This window comes from Cryomorphaceae bacterium (assembly GCA_017798125.1).
Classification (GTDB): Bacteria; Bacteroidota; Bacteroidia; order Flavobacteriales; family ECT2AJA-044; genus ECT2AJA-044.
The window spans coordinates 120,801-139,376 of sequence record CP059070.1 but is presented as its reverse complement, the minus strand read 5'-3'; the positions used below and the strand labels follow the sequence as shown (position 1 = coordinate 139,376).

General features: G+C 49.2%; 16 protein-coding genes. 7 read left to right on the top strand and 9 right to left on the bottom strand.

Features of this window, described 5'->3' with window-relative positions; genetic code table 11:
- The first annotated feature begins 131 nt into the window (after positions 1 to 131).
- From HZ996_00615 to HZ996_00595, 5 genes are read left to right on the top strand one after another with little or no spacing between them, the layout of a single operon-like run.
- Positions 132 to 1,556, top strand: a complete 1,425-nt coding sequence (locus tag HZ996_00615) for a helix-turn-helix transcriptional regulator (protein ID QTN37696.1) — start codon at positions 132 to 134, stop codon at positions 1,554 to 1,556.
- Positions 1,553 to 4,030, top strand: a complete 2,478-nt coding sequence (locus HZ996_00610) for a hypothetical protein (GenBank protein ID QTN37695.1) — start codon at positions 1,553 to 1,555, stop codon at positions 4,028 to 4,030. Before HZ996_00615 ends, HZ996_00610 begins: the two co-directional genes overlap by 4 nt.
- A complete protein-coding gene (locus HZ996_00605) occupies positions 4,020 to 5,051 on the top strand; it encodes a hypothetical protein (GenBank protein QTN37694.1) in 1,032 nt (343 codons plus the stop codon). The genes HZ996_00610 and HZ996_00605 overlap by 11 nt, the downstream gene beginning before the upstream one ends.
- On the top strand, positions 5,048 to 6,358 hold the full coding sequence (locus HZ996_00600; protein ID QTN37693.1) for a hypothetical protein: 1,311 nt from the start codon (positions 5,048 to 5,050) through the stop codon (positions 6,356 to 6,358). The genes HZ996_00605 and HZ996_00600 overlap by 4 nt, the downstream gene beginning before the upstream one ends.
- A complete protein-coding gene (locus HZ996_00595) occupies positions 6,342 to 6,914 on the top strand; it encodes a hypothetical protein (GenBank protein ID QTN37692.1) in 573 nt (190 codons plus the stop codon). Before HZ996_00600 ends, HZ996_00595 begins: the two co-directional genes overlap by 17 nt.
- Positions 6,915 to 6,936: 22 nt before the next feature.
- Here HZ996_00595 and HZ996_00590 read toward each other — a convergent pair whose 3' ends face one another.
- From HZ996_00590 to HZ996_00560, 7 genes are all read right to left on the bottom strand, one after another.
- Positions 6,937 to 7,623, bottom strand: a complete 687-nt coding sequence (locus HZ996_00590) for a hypothetical protein (GenBank protein ID QTN37691.1) — start codon at positions 7,621 to 7,623, stop codon at positions 6,937 to 6,939.
- A complete protein-coding gene (locus tag HZ996_00585; GenBank protein QTN37690.1) occupies positions 7,605 to 8,096 on the bottom strand; it encodes a DoxX family protein in 492 nt (163 codons plus the stop codon). Before HZ996_00585 ends, HZ996_00590 begins: the two co-directional genes overlap by 19 nt.
- Before the next feature lie 96 nt (positions 8,097 to 8,192).
- Positions 8,193 to 9,095, bottom strand: a complete 903-nt coding sequence (locus HZ996_00580) for a PD40 domain-containing protein (protein QTN37689.1) — start codon at positions 9,093 to 9,095, stop codon at positions 8,193 to 8,195.
- Between the two features lie 2 nt (positions 9,096 to 9,097).
- Positions 9,098 to 10,090, bottom strand: coding sequence for a PD40 domain-containing protein (locus tag HZ996_00575; GenBank protein ID QTN37688.1), 993 nt, complete (start codon positions 10,088 to 10,090; stop codon positions 9,098 to 9,100).
- Positions 10,091 to 10,151: 61 nt separating this feature from the next.
- Positions 10,152 to 10,724: a hypothetical protein gene (locus HZ996_00570; GenBank protein ID QTN37687.1), complete on the bottom strand. Its 573-nt coding sequence runs from the start codon at positions 10,722 to 10,724 to the stop codon at positions 10,152 to 10,154.
- Positions 10,721 to 12,019 (bottom strand): T9SS type A sorting domain-containing protein, encoded by a 1,299-nt coding sequence (locus HZ996_00565; protein QTN37686.1) that lies wholly within the window; start codon positions 12,017 to 12,019, stop codon positions 10,721 to 10,723. The genes HZ996_00570 and HZ996_00565 overlap by 4 nt, the downstream gene beginning before the upstream one ends.
- Before the next feature lie 48 nt (positions 12,020 to 12,067).
- Complete coding sequence (locus HZ996_00560) at positions 12,068 to 13,132, bottom strand: ketoacyl-ACP synthase III (GenBank protein QTN39978.1); 1,065 nt, start codon at positions 13,130 to 13,132, stop codon at positions 12,068 to 12,070.
- 135 nt (positions 13,133 to 13,267) lie between these two features.
- Here HZ996_00560 and HZ996_00555 point away from each other — a divergent pair, with 135 nt between their 5' ends.
- Positions 13,268 to 13,819 (top strand): outer membrane beta-barrel protein, encoded by a 552-nt coding sequence (locus tag HZ996_00555; GenBank protein ID QTN37685.1) that lies wholly within the window; start codon positions 13,268 to 13,270, stop codon positions 13,817 to 13,819.
- Here HZ996_00555 and HZ996_00550 read toward each other — a convergent pair.
- Entirely contained in the window at positions 13,816 to 14,244 is a 429-nt protein-coding gene (locus HZ996_00550) for a hypothetical protein (GenBank protein ID QTN37684.1), read from the bottom strand. The genes HZ996_00555 and HZ996_00550 overlap by 4 nt on opposite strands.
- A gap of 69 nt (positions 14,245 to 14,313) precedes the next feature.
- Positions 14,314 to 15,345, bottom strand: coding sequence for a WYL domain-containing protein (locus HZ996_00545; GenBank protein QTN37683.1), 1,032 nt, complete (start codon positions 15,343 to 15,345; stop codon positions 14,314 to 14,316).
- Between the two features lie 51 nt (positions 15,346 to 15,396).
- Here HZ996_00545 and HZ996_00540 point away from each other — a divergent pair, with 51 nt between their 5' ends.
- The gene (locus HZ996_00540) at positions 15,397 to 18,573 is read left to right on the top strand and encodes a gliding motility-associated C-terminal domain-containing protein (protein QTN37682.1); all 3,177 of its coding nucleotides are present in this window, start codon (positions 15,397 to 15,399) and stop codon (positions 18,571 to 18,573) included.
- Positions 18,574 to 18,576: the final 3 nt, after the last annotated feature.

Sequence of the window (18,576 nt, the reverse complement as noted above, 5' to 3'; positions counted from 1 at the left end):
GGGTAAGGATGGCCTTATATTAATTGTACATTTAGGCAACAGATAAGCTGTAGATGCCTGAAAATCCGCAATATAGACCAGTAGAAAACGCTCAAGAGACCGGCCCAATGGAGCCGGCAAAAGAGCTGTCTATGGACGATGCTTTGATTCAAAAGCTCGAAAGTATTGTCAAAGCGGAAATGGCTGATGAGCGATTTGGAGTATCGGAATTGGCCGACGCGGTTGCCATGAGCCGGTCCCATCTTCACCGAAGGCTTTCCAGTATCATAGGTGTCTCTACCAGTCAATTTATACGTTCCATTCGATTAGAGCGAGGCATGGAATTGCTCCGTCAAGACGTAGGGAATGTTAGTGAGGTAGCTTATCGAGTTGGATTTGCCAGCAACACCTATTTCACCAGATGTTTTAATGAGGCGTATGGCTTTCCACCTGGAGAAGCTCGAAAGCGAGGGCTTGAAGAGCCGGCTAAGGAATCTTCCTTCTCGGATAAGGCTCAGATTTCGAATCAAGAAGGATCTAAGCCTCTTGTTCCCTTCTTCGAGGCCTTCCACCCAAGCTCGAGTGAGGAATTGGTCCGAGAAGTATTTGTGGCCATGGCGGAGGTTAAACCATCTCTTCAGAAGTTCTTGTTGGTTGAAGAAGATGAGGGCGAAGTGCTCGATATCCGACTTTTGGCCTATCAGATTATCAAAAGTTACCCTTGGGTTATAGGAGTGGAGTTGCGTCGGTTGTTCTCGGCCAACTTGCTTGACAAACTCGAGTTACGCTACAAACAACTTTCCAGAACGGTTGACCGAATGGTTGAGGTGCTCAGCTTCATCCTCACCTCCGAATGGTTGCGGTGCAGAGAACTCGGGGGCGTTCAAAAAGTAGATGCAAAAGCTCTGGAGTACGGATTAAATCCTCAATCTCGTGAAGACCGAGTTCGTTGGATTCGGACGCTCGATGAAGTCTTGAAAAAATCAGGTCAGCCCGGATTTTTAAATGAATGGGAAGACATTCTCACGCCTGCTTTTTACCGTGAGTTGGAAGATTGGAGCCTACTCAAGACTCCTGATCAATGGTTTCAGGAAGCGGCAGCAGATAGTGTAGCTCAAATGGAGCAGACGACTGTATTCTTGCTTAAGAAGTGCGCCTTCCTAGTCGACTATAAAATGGTGCACGTCAGCGCTATTGAGGTTCGTAAACGAAAATTTACACAGGCGCGATTCAACCACAGACTTCGCCTTTTGAACAGTACGGATGCTCAGTTTAAGTCCATGGATGAGCTGGCCGAAACGTTTTCAGATAGCGGAAGCGTGCTACTGCTGAGGAGTATAAAAGATACCGGTGATTACCTGAATTTGAGCCCATTTATTGTGGATACCCAAGATGCCGAAATCGGCTTGCTGCGATCAGCAGGCCTTCGAAGTGATATATACCTCTTTCAATCCTTGTCAGAAGATTCGGCCATGTATCAAGGGGCCAATGGTCAGGCGGAACAGGATTTTATGAAATGGGAGCATTGGAATGATCTCAGCCTCGAGTTTAACAGAATTAAAGGAGAAGCAGAATGAGCAGTGCAACAGAACATTCTCCATTTAAATTTCTCGATGCTTTTGGCAAAGAGGATCAATCCATCTTCTTTGGCCGTGACGCCGAAGTAAACGAAGTTTACGATAAGTCCTTCCAGAGCCGATTATTGCTCGTTTATGGAGCTTCGGGAACGGGTAAGTCCAGCATCATTCACTGCGGACTGGCCAATCGATTTGCCGAAGAAGATTGGATGCCGATTTCCATCCGAAGAGGCGGGAATATTCTGCGTTCGTGGTACCAGCAAGTCAATAAATGGACCTTTAACCAAGAGCCGGCACCGGAGGTCATCGACTCAGAAGTACTGAAAGGAGTTACTACTTCAGCCTTCATGGAGCACTTCAAGCCCATGTACTTCATTTTTGATCAATTTGAAGAGCTCTTCATTTTTGGCGATCAAAACGAGATTGAGTCCTTTATTCAATCGGTTCGCGCTTTCTTGGATTCCGATTTAGATGCTCATTTCATCTTCATCCTTCGCGGAGAGTACTTGGAATTCTTAACCCAGTTCGAAGTGCAGATTCCTCATTTCTTTGACAACCGCGTGCGCGTTGAGAAAATGACGCGTCACAAGGCAAGTCAGTGTGTTCAAGGACCCTGTGATGCCTTCGGGATTGAATTGGACGAGGACTTTGAAGAAAAGCTGTTGTCCAAGATTAATCCAGATAAGAGCTATGTCGAATTGACCTTTTTGCAGGTCTTCTTGGACCGTATTCATCAGGATGCTCGAGCACGCGGGACAGAGGGTAGACCCCTAAAGTTCACAACGGATCAGCTCGATCAAATGGGCGATATCGGTGACGTACTGGCCGAATTCGTGGACGAGCAGATCTTCAAAATGGATGACCCTAAGGCTGCACTGGGAGTGCTCAAGTCCTTGGTGTCTGTTGAGGGTACTAAGATTCCGAAGACTCTTGAAGAAATTCGTCAAAGCTGTCGAGAACTTGGATTGGATTTGGACGATCAAGCCGTAGAGCTTTTGGTGCGCAGTTTTGTCGACAAACGCATATTATCGGACCGCGACGATGATGGACGATATGAGTTCCGTCACGATAGCTTGGCGCAGAAAATTTTTGAACGCATTTCCATTCAAGAACGGGAGCTACTGGAAGCCCGAAATTTCTTGAACCTCAGTTTTAAAGAATACGAGAAACGCGGAAAACTACTGACCGAAGAGGACCTGCAATACATCGGCCTTTACGAACGGAACCTCGCTCTTTCAGAGGAGCTAATCGCCTTCTTGCGAGCGAGCGAAAGACAAACCAAAAGTCACCGAAGGCGTCAGCGTCGTAGAACGGTTATTTCAGGAGTCATCCTGCTTTTAATGATCCTATCCGTCATTGGATTCTTCCAGGCTCGACAGCAATCTGAACGTGCTCGTGAGTTGGCGGAAGTGGCTCAGCAGGAAAGTGAAGTCGCGGATCAAGAGCGCCAGAGGGCTGAAGCCAATGAGCAATCAGCGGAGGAGAATGCAGCGGCGGCTTTGCAATCTGCGGAAGAAGCCGAGGCGGCGCGGGAAGAAGCGCTTGTTCAAGAGGGGCTTGCGAAAGCATCGGCCCGTAGGGCCATAGAAGAAAAGCAAAAGGCAGATGTGGCGCGCTCTGAGGCCGAGGAAAATGCCCAGATCGCTCAACAGCAGCGGGGAATTGCGCAAGCCGCTGAATCCCGTACCGAGCAACTATTAATGCTCAGTTTGAGTCGGGAGTTGGCCCTGAGGTCTTTGCGAACGCCTAAAGCTGAAACAGGACTTCAATTGGCCCTCATTGCTGCGGAATTGCACCGAGCCAATCGCGGACCTCAGTGGACCCCGGAGCTTTATCAAGCCTTCTTATCGGCGGATCAGAACCTACCCGATCAAGGATTGATTCGTGTTACGAGAGGTAATGTGACGCGTGGAGAGGAGGAGCAGGCCGCGCTGATCTTCCCGGCTGGGTTTGCTTGGTCCAATAATGTTCTTACCCTCCAGGAAGGAAGTAATCCTTGGAGCCTTGAATATGGCTCGCGTCTAACCATTCTGCGAGAAAGTCCGAATGGAAATATCCTTGCAGCTGGATATTCAGATGGGACCATCTTGTTGATTGATGGTGAGAATGGTGAAGTCGAACTGCGACTTGTGGGCCATACAGCCGCAATAACCGATTTGCAATTTTCTCCTTCTGGAACCGAGCTGTTAAGCGCTTCGTATGATCGATCCGCAAGGCGTTGGCTGCTTTCCGAAGAAACCGTTGAGCCCATAGAGGTATTCGATCAAGAGAAATGGATCGCCCACGTTGCGTGGGAGAGCGATCAGCGATGGAGCTACACTAATTTCGATGGAAAGAAAGTCAGCTTTCCGCTGACCGCAACAGAATGGTACTCCTATTTCTGTAAATCTAAAACCAACGCCATCAGTGAAGCTGATTGGAAGCGCTATGTCAGTGATGAACTTAATTACAACCCACCTTGTGATGAAAACTAACATTCTTATATGGCTGACTCTAATGGTCAGCTTTGGAACGCTTGGCCAGGACTGCGAGAGTTCCCTTGAAGAGGCCCGACGTGCCTATTACGATGGACGATTTGATGAAGTTATCTCTTTGCTGCAGCCTTGCTCGGAATCAGAGAACCGCTCCGTGCGGTCAGATGCACTAGAGCTGATGGCCAAGGCGGAGATTCTGACGGGCCGGGATTCCACAAGCGACTTTCATGTTGCAGGATTGCTAGAAGCGGATCCTCTTTATAAGTACTCCCGCTCGGAATTGCAGTCTTTTAAGGAAATCGTTGACTCCTATTCCATTAATCGAAAGTGGAGTCTTGGTTTGCGTTCTGGCGCAGTGATGCCGAATATCGTCATAACCCAATATCATTCTTACGCTTCTTCAGCACTTGAGCCTAGTTCGTACGAGACCCAAGTGGGATTCTCAGGAACCCTAGAGGGACGCTATTTTCTGATGCCCTTTCTGGCTCTCTCTGGAGGGCTTCAATATCAATCACTGACGTATCAATTTTCTGAATTACAGCTAGAGGCACAAGAGGCTCGGGTTAATGATCATATGGAATATGTTGGATTACCTCTACAAGCTGAACTGTCTTTGCCAATAGGAAGTTGGCATGTCGAAGGAGGCTTAGGTTGGCAGTTTCAATGGCTTGCTCGTTCATCGGGTGAATTGAGTCTATTTCCAATTGAGGGTGAAATTCCAACCGGTCTGGATGCTCCAGCTAAAGTGGGAACGGTGGACTTGACGCCATGGAAAAATACGTGGAATCACAGCTTTATTGCTCATTTGATCGTGGAACGAAGGATTGGCCTCTATGCTGTTGGATTAGGTACCTATTATCAGGGTGGCCAATCCAATATCACCAACGATGATGAGCGTTGGCATGACCTTGAGGCCACTCACGAGTATGGTTATTTGCCTGATGATTTTACTTTATCAGCGTGGACGATTGAACTGTCTGTTCGTCGCTATTTCTTCACCCCTAAAAAGAACGTAAAATGAAAAGGATAGCAATTTTCTTACTGTCCGTTTTACTGATTTCCTGCAGTCAAGAGGCTCCGCAACCGGATGAGACCTGGGTAAGAAGCGTTGGTGGCCGCATGGCCAACGTGATACTTGATGTAGAGTCTCTTTCAGACGGTCGTGTCGTCGTCGTTGGACAGCAAGGGTACCCAGCCTACGACTACTCCGCCACTGTCGGAGTGAACTACGAAGGCAACATCCAAGAGCGGGGCTGTATGATTGCTTTACTCAGCCCTCAGGGTCGATTAATTAAAAAACGCTTATTCCGTGCAGAGGACATCCGAATCGACGGCTTGATGACCCTGAACAGTATTGGTGATCGAGGGACATTTACTCAAGTAATTCCCACACCCGACGGAGGTTTTTTATGCCTTGGTGAATGGAGAGGCGCTGGATTCAGTGGGGACCCGAATGGTCAATGGGGTTTTCTGCAATTCGAACCTGGTGATCCTTCCGCCTATGCCAATTTTGTGTGCAAGTTCGATTCAGACTTGAAGCTTACCAATTTCAGAACCGTGATGGGGAGCCCTTTGACCCCAAATATTGTATTCACAAACGCCCATATATGCATTAGCCCTTCAGGAGAAATTAAACTGGCCACTAGTGGGTTGAGAACTGTTGCGAATATCACCCACATGTACGCCTTATTTACGCTAGATCAGGATGGTAATGCTGTTGACGTCCGAACGACTTATACAAACCCACCTTGGCTTAGTCTGACAAGAGATCTCATGTATAGCACAGATGGAGAGCTGTTGATGTTCGGTCAAGAAGGAAATAAAATGGTTATTCATAATTGGGGCCCTGAAGGCTTTGGTATTACTGAAGTTATAGACGTAGCAGATGATGGCGTTGGTCCAGGTCAGGTCAATGGAAACAACGCATTCCTCGTTAACAATCCTCAAGGTGGATATATAGCGGTGCATATGGATGCTCCACAGAGCATTGTTCTGACCCATCTCGATGAAGACTTGAACTTGATTAAAGAAGATATTCGACCTGAGGTGTTGTCGGAAGGTGAATACCCTCTAGATGCTTCAATGACAGAAGATGGTGAACTGTTACTCCAGACGAACCTCCTTTATGGCGCCCCATTTGTCTACTCTCGATTGTACAAACTCACTGCTGACGGTCAGTTGATTTGGCAACGCGAGTTCAGCGGTGTCAATGGAAGCTTCGCACAAACATCCGATGGTTTCTTATTGATTCCTGAGAATTACACACAAGACGAATCCATCCAAAAAGCACGACTCATTAAAGCATACAGCAATGGACTACTTGAATAAAACCTGTTTCCTGGCCCTTTTGTGCGGAGCCTTTCTGATTTCCTGTACCGAATCGGTTACCCCACCGTCCGTGGATGAATCCACTTCGGAAAAGCAACGACTGCTCAGCCAGTGGTGGGTATACGACAGCATCGTAGTAGACGGTGAGAGCTTTTTCAATGCCGATACCGTCATGAATCCAGGACGCAGCCTAAGTTCTGGTATTGGAGGTCATCGTTCCGAGCTTTTCAGACGCCAATTTCGCTACTTGGAGGATCAGATGTATCAATTGCGATGGCAGAATAGGGGGAACTATGCCTTAGGTGCTCATTTGGAACCCAACGATCAGCCCAACAGTGGTTATTGGCGCTTGAACGCTGCTGAGGATACCATTATACACAATGAATTTACCTGGACGGAAACTCGATATGCCTTTGAAGTTTCCCACGACCAATTGATACGACGACACATTCGGTACATGAGTCTCCCTTCAAATGAATACGGGAATACAATTTCAGCTGATTGGGAAGCTGGAGAGTACGTGCTTTTTGAAGAGTACTTCAGCCGAAAGGAATAGGGTATGGCCCTACGGGCCGATGTTACTCTTCAGGTTCGTAGTTATCCCAGTCTTGAAAAGCGGCGTACTCCCCGCGGCTGTCCGTGGCAATAACTTCCAATGTGCCCCACCAGGTGTATCCGAATAACATGTAGCCCTCCTGCGTGGTGAGCTCAATCATCTCGTTCTCATAGGGCGTTCGACCTGCGCTATTGATCATTTGAATGCGACCACTTTTACGCTCAACCATTTGATGCTTCCCTTCGCTGTAGAACCCAACGGTGAAGTCAACGATTTCATCGCCGCCAGATCCAGCAGGCCCAATGATCCGCCCTTTGAGTTTCAAGTCCCCCTTGGGGTACCACTCTTCGAATGGGCCCTGAAGAATGCCGTATTGGTAGTTGCGCCTTTGCGCCAATTGTCCATTGGGATAGTAGTGTAAGACCTCACCGTGAATCCGCCCTCGGGATACGGGCACTTGCCAAGCCAGCACTCCGTTCTTGTGGTATTCCGAGAAGGTTCCGGAGAACGACTTGCCATCGGGAGTCTTGTAGATGCGGTCTTCAAAAAATAGCTCGGGTTCGGTATTGAGCTGTCGACTCATGGACCAGCTTTCCTGTTGGTCATCAATCAACTCGAGGCGTCGACGTTCGTTGGGCTGCGTGCATCGGGCCGTAAGGCCCAAAACACCCAATAAAAGGATGGTCCGTATTACTTGTCTTGTAGCCATTTTCGCGAGATTAAATAGTCCAATCCGAGGCGACCTGATCCAACGACTAAGGTATAAAACGAGAGCCACAGAAAGCCCATAGCGGGTAGCATGCTCCAGGTACCTTGCCCCCATTTCTGGTAAAAGATGGCTACCAGCATGGTGCAGGCAATGAGAAAGGCGTTGAGACGGGTGGCGACCCCTAAGGCCAACAAAAGTCCACCGATGGTTTCTGAAGCGGCAGCCATCCAAGCGAAGAAGACCGGAGCCCAGCTGAAGGGGGCGCCGAAGTTGGCTACGTCTTCAGGAAACCAAGAGGCTACTTGTAGGAATCCGAGCTCGTTTTCTGCCGGGCTCCAGGGAACCCCAAATTTACTTGAGCCAAAGTCAATAGTGAGGAGCATTCCTCCGACAAATCGTGGAATAAAGATGAGGATGTCCGAGGCCCAGTTTTGCATCGGAAGCGGACGGATCAGTGTAGAGATCGTTTTCATTGAGGAAGTGTTTTTGTTCCCAGCGAAGATGTCCGAATATATCCAAACACAACTTCTTAATTAGGGTAAGCTGCTGTATTTGAGGGGTGAGTGGTTCTATTTGGCCAGAACCCAGGTTGGATAGCCATCGTACTCTGGTGTATCGGTCAGTTGTAGAATACTGTCCGATTTTAGGTCGTACAAGTACAGGTCATAGGAACCTTTGGGCGGGCGGGCGTGGAAGGCTAGGTATCGGCCATCGGGGGAGAAACTCAGTTCTCCTTTTTCCCAATCATTATCCGTGAGGCGCCGATTCTTGCCCGTCGCCACATCTTTGAGGTAGAGTTCCATTCCGGGCCGATGGCGATTGCTGGCAAAGGCAATCTTACGGCCGTTTGGATGCCAGACGGCATACCGATCTAGACTGTCGTGTTGGGTCAATCTACGTTGGTATGCGCTGGTGAGCGGAAAGAGGTAGAGTTCGGGATTGCCGTCTTGATTGGAACGATAAAGCAGCGTTAGGCCGTCGGGAGACCAGGAGGGTTCTACACCGCCAGCGGTTCCAGACGTCAGCCACTGAAGACGTTTTCCGTCCTTTCGGGCCAAGAATACCTGGGCCGTGTCGTTGACTTGTGTTTGTCCAGCAACCATGAGTCCATTCGGAGAAGGCCAGAGCATATCACTATCGTAAAGACCTTCCAGCAAGCGCTCCTTTTTCCCGGTTCGTACATTCAGGGCTAGTCGTTTGGTCTCCCCTTGATGAGGCCCCATGATGGCCAAAATGCTGTCGTTCCAGCGAATGGGGTGGTAGTGCCAATCTGCCCCTGAAGTTAATGGCCACGTACTGTCCTTCGCAAGGTCGTAAGCCCAGATGTGGAATACTCCTGAGGAATCCGTGCTGTGGTAGACCAGCCAGTGAGGGCGAACATCAACAGGGAATCCTTGGCTTTTGACCGGATTCGGGCCTCGGCCGCAGGCCAAAAGAAGGGTACAGAAAAGAAGGGCAAATACGTTCTTCATGATTACTCTTCGGGTGGGAACCAAACGGCGTCGAAACAGGAGAACTCTTTCCCGTTGATCATGGGACGCGGGGACTTTCCTCGAATCACCTTTTTCATGATGCGCCAACCGTCCTTGGTCTTCTCGTTGTACCAAATCCAATCCCCTGAAGGATGGAATCTCGGTTTCAGATCGTCCTTTTTACCCGCTATGATACCCCGGTGTTTGTCGCTTGAGCGTCGATAGGCGAAGATGTCCCATTGACCATCGTGCTCCATGCTGTAGAAAATTTGCTCGCCGTTGGGTGAAAACACGGGATCTGCCATCGTCGGTACTCCCCAACGAACACTAAAAGTTGAATCCCTCAAGGGGAAGTATTCTCGGATTTCCCAATAGGGCGCTTCATTTCGGATGTAAACAAAGGAGTAGTCGTTTTTAGACCACCGCACATTGGAGATCAATAAGCTGTCGTGAAGGACTTGTCTTTGACTTCTGTTCTCCGTATTCCATGAATGCAGATAGTACCCATCATCCGTCCACTCCACATAAAGGAGTTCTCGGCCATCTACGGAGAGTCGCGGATCAAATTCAGGCCAAGGACCGTCCGCGATGGTCTCGATATTTCCCGATCGTAGATCTCTGCGAAAGACACCCGGACTGCCACTTCGAGTGCTTACAAAATAGAGGTAGTTTCCATCTGGTGAGAATTCCATACCTCCCTCCATAACGCCTTCGGGACTCCAACTCTTGGTGTCCTTGGTTTTGGCATTGGTTGAATAGATCGCCCGTTCATTGGATCCAGTTGTGACCAGATAGAACACATCCTGTGTGCCCGGACGAATCATGGGGGATTCTGCCATCAAATCTGGCGGTGAGAGGAATGAAATATTTCCATCCTCGAATAAGGCTACTCTTTTGGCCACTCCCGCTTGGGTGGTGAAGGCGAATCGCTCAAGGGGCTGTGCCGATACCAGGGAACAGACCAAGAAAGAGAGAAATAGTAATCGGGTTCGCATGGAGCGGAAGGTAGCGACTTTCCCCGTTCAGTACAAAGGATTAAATCCCGGTAAAATCACATCACTGGATCACCATGGTCATGGAAAGACCGTCAAGTGACGCTCCATTGCTGTAGTAAATCGTGGAAGTCACCTCGTATTCGCCGGCTTCTTCTGGGCCCTCGGTAAATCGGAAATAATAGAAGTATTCGTAGTTATTTCCCGAGACTAGCGAGGGGTCCTCAAAGTCCATCCAGACATTCTGCCAATCACCGTTGTAGGTATAGATCTGTGTGATGTCACCCAGTGAAGAGCCTGCAGGGAAATTCGCATTCCAGTCCGAACTTGTTCGAAAGACCACGCTGTCAAGTGGGTATTTGAAACCATTCCAACCGTCATCCACACAAGAGCACGCCATAGCTGCGTCACCACCATAGCTCGGTACGGTCTGAGCCTGTGCCAAGTACTGTATTTCCATCACCTCCAAGGTGAAGTTTAAAGAGTCCGCTTCGGCAGGATACCCGGCTTGATCGGGCCGGATCAGATAGCTGTTCCATCGGGTGTAGGGAACCACATCCGGACATTCGCACAACGGGCATCCCGAAAACAGAATAGAGCTACCGACTAAAGACAGAAATATAAGTATGGTTCTCATGGCTGAATCAACACAGGTTGGGTGGACGTACTGCTTTGAAATACGTACCATCCAGAGGCCAGGTTGGCTGTGTTGATGTGATTTTGGCCTACGGCCAGATGCCCACTTAGCACGCATCGACCCGTAGGGTCAATGATTTGATATTGATCTTCGAAGTTCGTTTCAACCGTGAGTCGATCTTTCGCAGGGTTGGGATAGAGACGCAATTGGTCTTTCTGTTCGGTTAGCCCTACGGTCGGGTCCAATGTCGTAAACCCGAGCGGTCCCAACCAATCCGATTTGTTCAGCACGCAGTTGTTTCGAATGTAAACTTCGTAGTCCGTGTCGGGCGTAAGTCCTTGCAAAATCCAGGGGTTACTTTGAGCTCCTGAAATCATGGTGCCCGAGCCTAAGGCGAAGCCCTGAGGGCCGTATTCCAAATCCCAGTCTGTGGTGAATCCGCCTTGCTGCCAGGCGACTGTAGCCTCCGTCTCTGTTACTCCGGTGACCAAACCATCGGTGGGCATGGCGCAAACAGGGGTATCGGTCATGGCCGTAAATGGTCCGCTCCACTGACTCGTATCTCCAGCTCCACATGCGGCGCGTACGTAGAAATCATAGGAGGTCGCCGAGTCCAAGGAGCTAATGGTAGTCGGGTGGCTGGTTACGATTTGGGAGGCCATACCGGCTACGGGATTTCCTTCAAAGCCGTGACGAATTTCCCAAGTGGTTTCAGTGCCTCCAGGGGTCCAGTCAAAGTCTGCACTGTTCGTGGTAGGAGTCACGCTCAAGGCCGTCGGATTTGGGCAAGCTGCCGAACCGCTGGTGTACACCGTTACACTCCAGGTGTTGTTCATGACAATGTGGCCAGAACCCGTGCAGGATCCAGGTATTAGCGCCGTCGTGCCGGCATGCAATTCAATGACGAGATTTCCCGTGATGGGGCCATTGGCAACACTGAGTATTCGGGAATAGGTGACCGTGGTTTGTCCCGGGCCTGTTGGAGGAGCAAGAGCCAAAGTAGCTTCCTTTTGACCGGTCGTTGGGCAGTTGATATAGGAACGCTGTTCAAATGGGCTCTGGAAGCCCGCAAAAGTGCTGAAGAAGTCATACACCACCAGAATAGAATCCACATTTACCCCAGCAGGGATATTGCTGAAGGTTAGAATTCCGGGGCAAGGGCTCACTTGAGCCGTGCTTGTCTGTACTTGTGAAACCCCAAAAATATCTCCTGTGGAATAGGTCTGGGTATAGGTTTGGGCGTGAATCGTCATGGCACCAACGAGGGCCATGGCTAAGAATAGAGCTTTCTTCATAGATGGTTAGGTTGAGGCCCGCAATCTATGAATTTGCCCGCGAACTACTTAGAGTTGGTACGTCACGGCATTGATGTGCATCCCAGCACCTACGCTGGCAAATAAGATGACTTCCCCGTTGTAGAGTTTATGACTTCCCAAGTTCCCACGTTTGACCTGATCGTAAAGGGTAGGAACGGTAGCTACTGAACTATTACCCAGAGTGTGGATGTTCATGGGCAATACCTTTTCTTCCATTTTGGCCTTATACTGGCGATAGAATCGTTGTACAATGGCCTGATCCATTTTTTCGTTGGCCTGGTGAATGAAAATCTTCTCCAATTCCTCAATGGGTTTTCCAGAGGCGTCGTAGCACTCTTTCATCGCTCCCGGAACCTTCGTTAAGGCGTACTCATAGATTTTTCGACCTTCCATCTTGATGTAGCGGACACGTGGGTCGCTCTCGGGAAAATTGGATTTGCCAAGACTCAAGTAATAGGCCTCATCTGTCGTATGAGTCATGGTCCGGTAGGAGAGAATGCCTCGCTTCGTTTCTTCTTCCTTGGCTTCGAGCACCGTTGCACCTGCGCCATCCGCAAAAATCATGGCGTCCCGATCGTGATGGTCCAAAACCCGAGACAAGGTCTCCGTACCCACAACCAATACCCTTTTGGCGTCTCCTGCTTTGATAAACAAATGAGCCTGTATCAAGGCTTGTATCCAGCCAGGACATCCAAATAGAATATCGTAGGCTACACATCTAGGATTTTCAATTCCTAGATTGTGTTTGACCCGCGCGGCCAAGCCAGGGAGAACATCCGTTTGAATCGTATGCTTCATCACATCGCCGAAGTTATGGGCGACAATAATGTAGTCCAGGGTTTCGGGATCAACTCCAGCATCAGCTATGGCAATTCGCGAAGCTTCCGTGGCTATTTCAGAAGAGGTCTGATCTTCTCGAATATAGCGGCGCTCGCGAATACCCGTTATGGCCTCAAATTTTTCAATGATTTTCTCATTGTCGTACTCGAGTGCCGTTTGATCGTCATTGTAAAATCCGTTTCGCATGAAATCCCCATTGGAGACCACGCGCTCCGGGATGTAGCTGCCCGTTCCGGTGATGACTGAATTGATCATGTGCTTGGGTTTCTTGCAAGATGACTTTTTCCCTTGGGAAATAAAGGGTTAGAAGACACTTTATCAACCGGTATGGACAAGAAAATGTTGGAAAAACCTTAAATTCAGGAACCAAACCAAAAATTCCCTCTTATGAAATGTCGACTATTTTTCTTGTCCCTCGCAGTCTTTGGCTTGAGCATTGGAGCTTTGGCACAGGATGCAAGTCACGGTTTACGCGCCGGTTGGAGTTCGGCGGGCCTATTCGTTGACGGAGATGAGCAATTGGATCCTCAACAGGGCTTTTATATTGGAACATTCCGCACAGATAAAATCGTTCCACTACTTCACTGGTATAAGGGCTTAGAGTATCAGCAGATGGGTGCTCGCTTGGATGATGATAATTATCGCAAGCTGCATTACTTAAGCCTTCCTCAAGCGGCGCGATTAAAGCTCGGGCCCGTATTTGCTCAAGTTGGGATTGCCATCAATTTTAAGGTGGGGGAGAGTATTACTGTTTTAGGTGAAGAGACCAAAACGGATGACAATAAGGCCGAGTGGTATGACTTCCCCTGGCATACAGGATTGGGGGTTAAACTCGGACCAGTCACTGTTGACGCGCGGTACCACTGGGGACTGAATGATATAACGGATACTGGGTTGCGCAATCAGTATTTCCAAGTTGGAGCTGGTATTAGTTTTTAACCCGCGCGGTAAAAGAATTCACCACCATCCAAACGTAATTGCTGACCAAAGAGGTCAAGAGTCTTGTGTTCAAGACTTTTGGCCTCTTTTAGTTCTGCTTCACCTCGAAACATATTAAGTCGAAGCCATGGGCAGGGGTAGGAAGTTCCCATGAGCTCTGACACGGTACAGAGATCCTTCCATTTGGGACCCGTACCGGTTTGTTCTGTGAACTGCAGTCCTTGCTTTCTCCAGAAGTGCAAGCGCGCCCGACGCGTAGGAATCGTGTTCACCGCTTCTTGATATAAGGAGCCATCACAGCTGACGTGAAGGTCACGGCGTCGGGCCTGCTCGCGGAGGAAAACGTGTGTTTTTTCTTTCCCCCATAGTGCTTCGAGACGTTCTACGGGAATCAGGATATTAAAGGAGGTTAGCGAAACGGCCATGATCTTTACTTTGATTTGATACTTCAAAGCTAGAAGGTCACTTTGGCGTCTATTTACAAAGTGAATTGATCAGTCTTTGTACCGATTCGCAGCGGACTGGAGGGTGCGTTGAATTTCTGATCTAAGATTCTGAGGTTCAATAACTTTAACATGATCTCCAAGGGCGAGTAACTGCATTTTGAAATCCGGCGTGATGTGGACCGTCCAGGCCAATTGTCCTCCATCCTCTCCCTCCTTTAGCACTATTTGAGACGGGTGCCATGGCTTTGATTGGGCGTAGAGCAGTTCTCGACGATTCATTTCAACAACGACGCGTGACGGGGCTTCATCGGGAAGTGTATAAATGCCATAAGTGTGTTTGAAATAAGCCCCCGCATCAAACTTGCGTCGCTCTTGGAGCGGGAACCGTTCATGTCCGGTTTCCAATGATCTAATTCTCTCGAGTCCGTACAATCGGAGCGCATTGCGCTCAGGTGACCATCCTACGACATACCATCGCTGCTGAGATTCTTTCAATAAGTAGGGGTGGAGTGTGATTTTCCGAGTCGATTCACGATCGAAGTAGAAGTAATCAAAGGTGATCACCCACCCTTCTTTAATGGCATTGAATATTTGATCAATATACGACCACCCTGCATAGTCTGAGAGGACTTCGAATTCAATCAGGTGATCATCCTCATCTTCGACCTTTTTCTGAAGAGATAGCCGGCTTTTGAGTCGAGAAATTGCCGGTGTAAATTGCCGAAGAAGAGGGTTTTCCGCAAAGCCGCTCAGGAGCTGAGCAGCGGATTCAAGAGCCACCAATTCTCTAGAGCCTATGCCCAAACCATCAAGCGAGTATTCTGCGTTTTCATAATAATACTCTTTGGTGCCGCGATCGTAGGAGATCGGAGCGTCATACTCGTCCCTCATTAGCCGAAGGTCTTTGTCTATGGTAAACAACGAAACCTCATTACCCGCACGAGCAGATTCAATTCCAAAGAGCTCTTCAATGCATTGTGCTCGCAGGTATTCCTTCGTTGCTGGAGCGGTACGGAATTTGTTCCGTAGTACTCGGTCGATGACTCGAATTCGCAGTAATTGGTTTTTGGTTACCGGCATTGCTCACGAATCTAAGCACTATCTTTGACTATGCGTTCCGGGCTTCTTTTTTTGTTATTAACCCTTGGTCTTCTTCTGAAGGCTCAGCCCACGACTGTTGGAACTGCTTTTCTTGATCCTCAAGGCTGCTATACCTTGACCACGAATGCTCCTGGTCAATCCGGAGCTGTTTGGTTCGAAGATACTTTGGATCTTACCAAGCCCTTTGTCATTGACACCCGCGTTGTTCTTGGGAGTACGAATGGAGGAGCAGATGGGATGACCATATCCTTAATGGCGAATCCTGGTTCTTCCTTGGGAATAGGAGGGCAGCAGTTGGGTTACGGAGGGCTAACCAATGCCTTTGCCGTTGAGATTGATATTTATCAGAACGGTACCGGTGCGAGTGATCCACCTTATGATCACGTTGCTTATCATACAGGAGGTTCCGTAATACACCTTCCCCCTCCGTCAATAACGGCACCTGTAAGTGCTCTTCCGGGCAATGGGAACATTGAGGACAACGCCTTCCATCGGGCGCAGTTGTATTGGTATCCGAGCACCATGCAGTTGGACTTCTATATGGATTGTAGTCTTCGATTGAGTCGAACGGTGGATTTGATGACCATCTTGGGCGTAAGTCAAGTTCAATGGGGCGCCACGGCGGGCACCGGTGGAGCCACAGCTACACAAAGGATTTGTCGAGAGTTCGTTGGGCAATTTGATCACGACACCCTTCAAACGTGTCAGGGAGGTGTTCAAGTGGATTATAGTGCGCCCTATATACAGACCTATCAATGGTCCCCCACGGCGGGAGTCTCGGATCCGTCGTCTCCCAACCCCGTATTGGCGCCGTTTCAAACAACGACATATACCCTGACCTCAACGGATAGTTGTGGAACATTGCGATATGACACCCTCACCGTCGAGGCTTTCAATGGATTTAACTTGCTTCCACCCGCAGAGATGATTTGCGCTGGAGATTCTTTTCAAGTTGATTTGAGTCCCTATACCGATCTTGTTTGGTCTGATGGCTCCACGGCTTGGAACCGCACTTTCACTCAGGCCGGCACCTATTATGTCACCGTTCAAGATCCGCAATCGAATTGTTCCGTTCAAGACAGTGTAAAGCTCTTTGTCGCTGATTTGGATCTGCAAGCCTCAAATCAAGACGTCTGTTATGGGGACACCACGACTTTAGCCGCCAACGCTCCTTATGCTGTTTATTGGTCGGATTTTGAGTCGGGCTTTCCATCGGGCTGGTCATCTGCGGACAGTTTTACTTACGTGTTCAATACGGTTGCCGGACCCTTTCGGAACGATACCGTCAACTGGAACCTTACTGGGCTTCCCGAGCACGACCAGCTCGAAGTGGAATTCACCCTTTATATTTTCGACAACTGGGATGGAAATGATTTGCTGTCGGGTCCAGACTTATGGTACTTCCATGTCGACGGGGCCACTCAAATCAATACCACGTTCTCAAACATTCTAGGGAATCAACAGAGTTATCCTGGTTCCTACCAAATTGACTTCCCGGCCTTTACCGGAGCGTCACATACTCAATTTCCACCTCGATGTGCGGCCAACAGCACCACCTCGGTTTATCAAATTCAAATGACTATTCCGCATAGTTCCTGCGATGTAAACATGGACTGGTTTGGTAATTTAGTAGATGCCAGCGGTAACCCTTTGTGTGATGAAAGTTGGGCGCTTGACAATATTGTTGTTCGGACCAACAGTACCACCTTAACGTCTCTCTGTCCACCCGCTTTTAACTGGTCCAGCGGGGCAACATCGACGTCATTCACTACTTCAATCCTGGACACGACCACCTTTGTATACACGGCTGACTTCGGGTCTGTGATTTGTACGGACTCCATCACTGTGAATCGATTGGGCACACCCTTTGATCCATTCCAAGACTCGGTTTTCATTTGTTGGGATCAACAGCTTACATTGAATGCGGGAGCTGGCTATGTAAGCTACCTTTGGAGTACTGGGGATACATCACAGACCATTGTTACTTCAATGGGAGGGCTGTATTGGGTTGAGGCCTATGACGCTTTCGCCTGTTTGGGAAGAGATACGATTTGGGTTGAGCGGACCCCCGAGCCCCTTCTCAGAACGGACACGACCCTCTGCTTAGGTGATCCGGTAACCATCGCCTTGGACACCGTATACGGGCCGGAGTATTCGATTCTTTGGATGAATGGCTCAAATGCAAATCAGTACACGGGTATTGCGGGCAGTTCGGATACCATTTGGGTCTCCATTTCCAATGCGCAACTCACCTGTACGGATACCCTCTACATTTTCGGCGCCGACTTTGAACTGCTCGATGACACTACCATTTGGTGCCCCAATGATCCGCTCTTGTATTCAGCTCCCCAAGGCGCTGATTCCTATTTGTGGAGTACCGGAGACACGACCTCCTACACGACCTTTTTGGCGGAAGGGTGGTACCAAGTGAGCATTACTTCTGGCAGCTGCGCTATCCAGGATAGTGTATGGCACGAGTGGTTCCAGGCCTACGACGATATTGTTCCAGACAGTACTGCGGAATGCAGTCCCTACGCTCTGGATTTGAGTATTCTGCCATGGACCAGTATGAATGTGGAGCCTGGCGGTCTCTCAGGGAGCTACATCATCTTAGACCAGAGCGACACCTACTACCTCTCCGGCACAGACATTAACGGATGTACGGTGCGGGATACCATGATTTTATGGATCGGAATTAGCCCAGAAGTCCAGCTTCAAGTTCAAGAGAATTGCCCGACCACCACATTCTCTTACACCATCAATGACCCTTCCGGCCAAAGTGGATGGTCCATCAACGGGGACTCCATTCCAGGGACATCCCTAGACACCGTAATTCAAGGCTATGAGCCATTGGAGCTGGCCGCATGGCTCATCAATTACTGCGGTACAGACTCGGCCTTTGTCACGTATGACCCTGGCTGTTTCCCGCGCGGGGTGCTGTACATTCCCACTGCATTTACTCCGAACGGAGATAACGTCAACGACTATTTCCAGCCCCAAGGCGATCGCTTTCAGCGATTTGAGATGCAGTTGTTTAATCGATGGGGTGAGTTGATTTATGCCGGGACGCATGAAGACCTGGGATGGGACGGTCGCGTTAATGGCGAAGAAGTCACCACTACCACCGTTTTTGTCTATCGCGTCCGCGTTTGGTACGATGATGGCCAAATCGAAGAAGAACGCGGAACCCTGAGGTTGATTCGCTAGCCC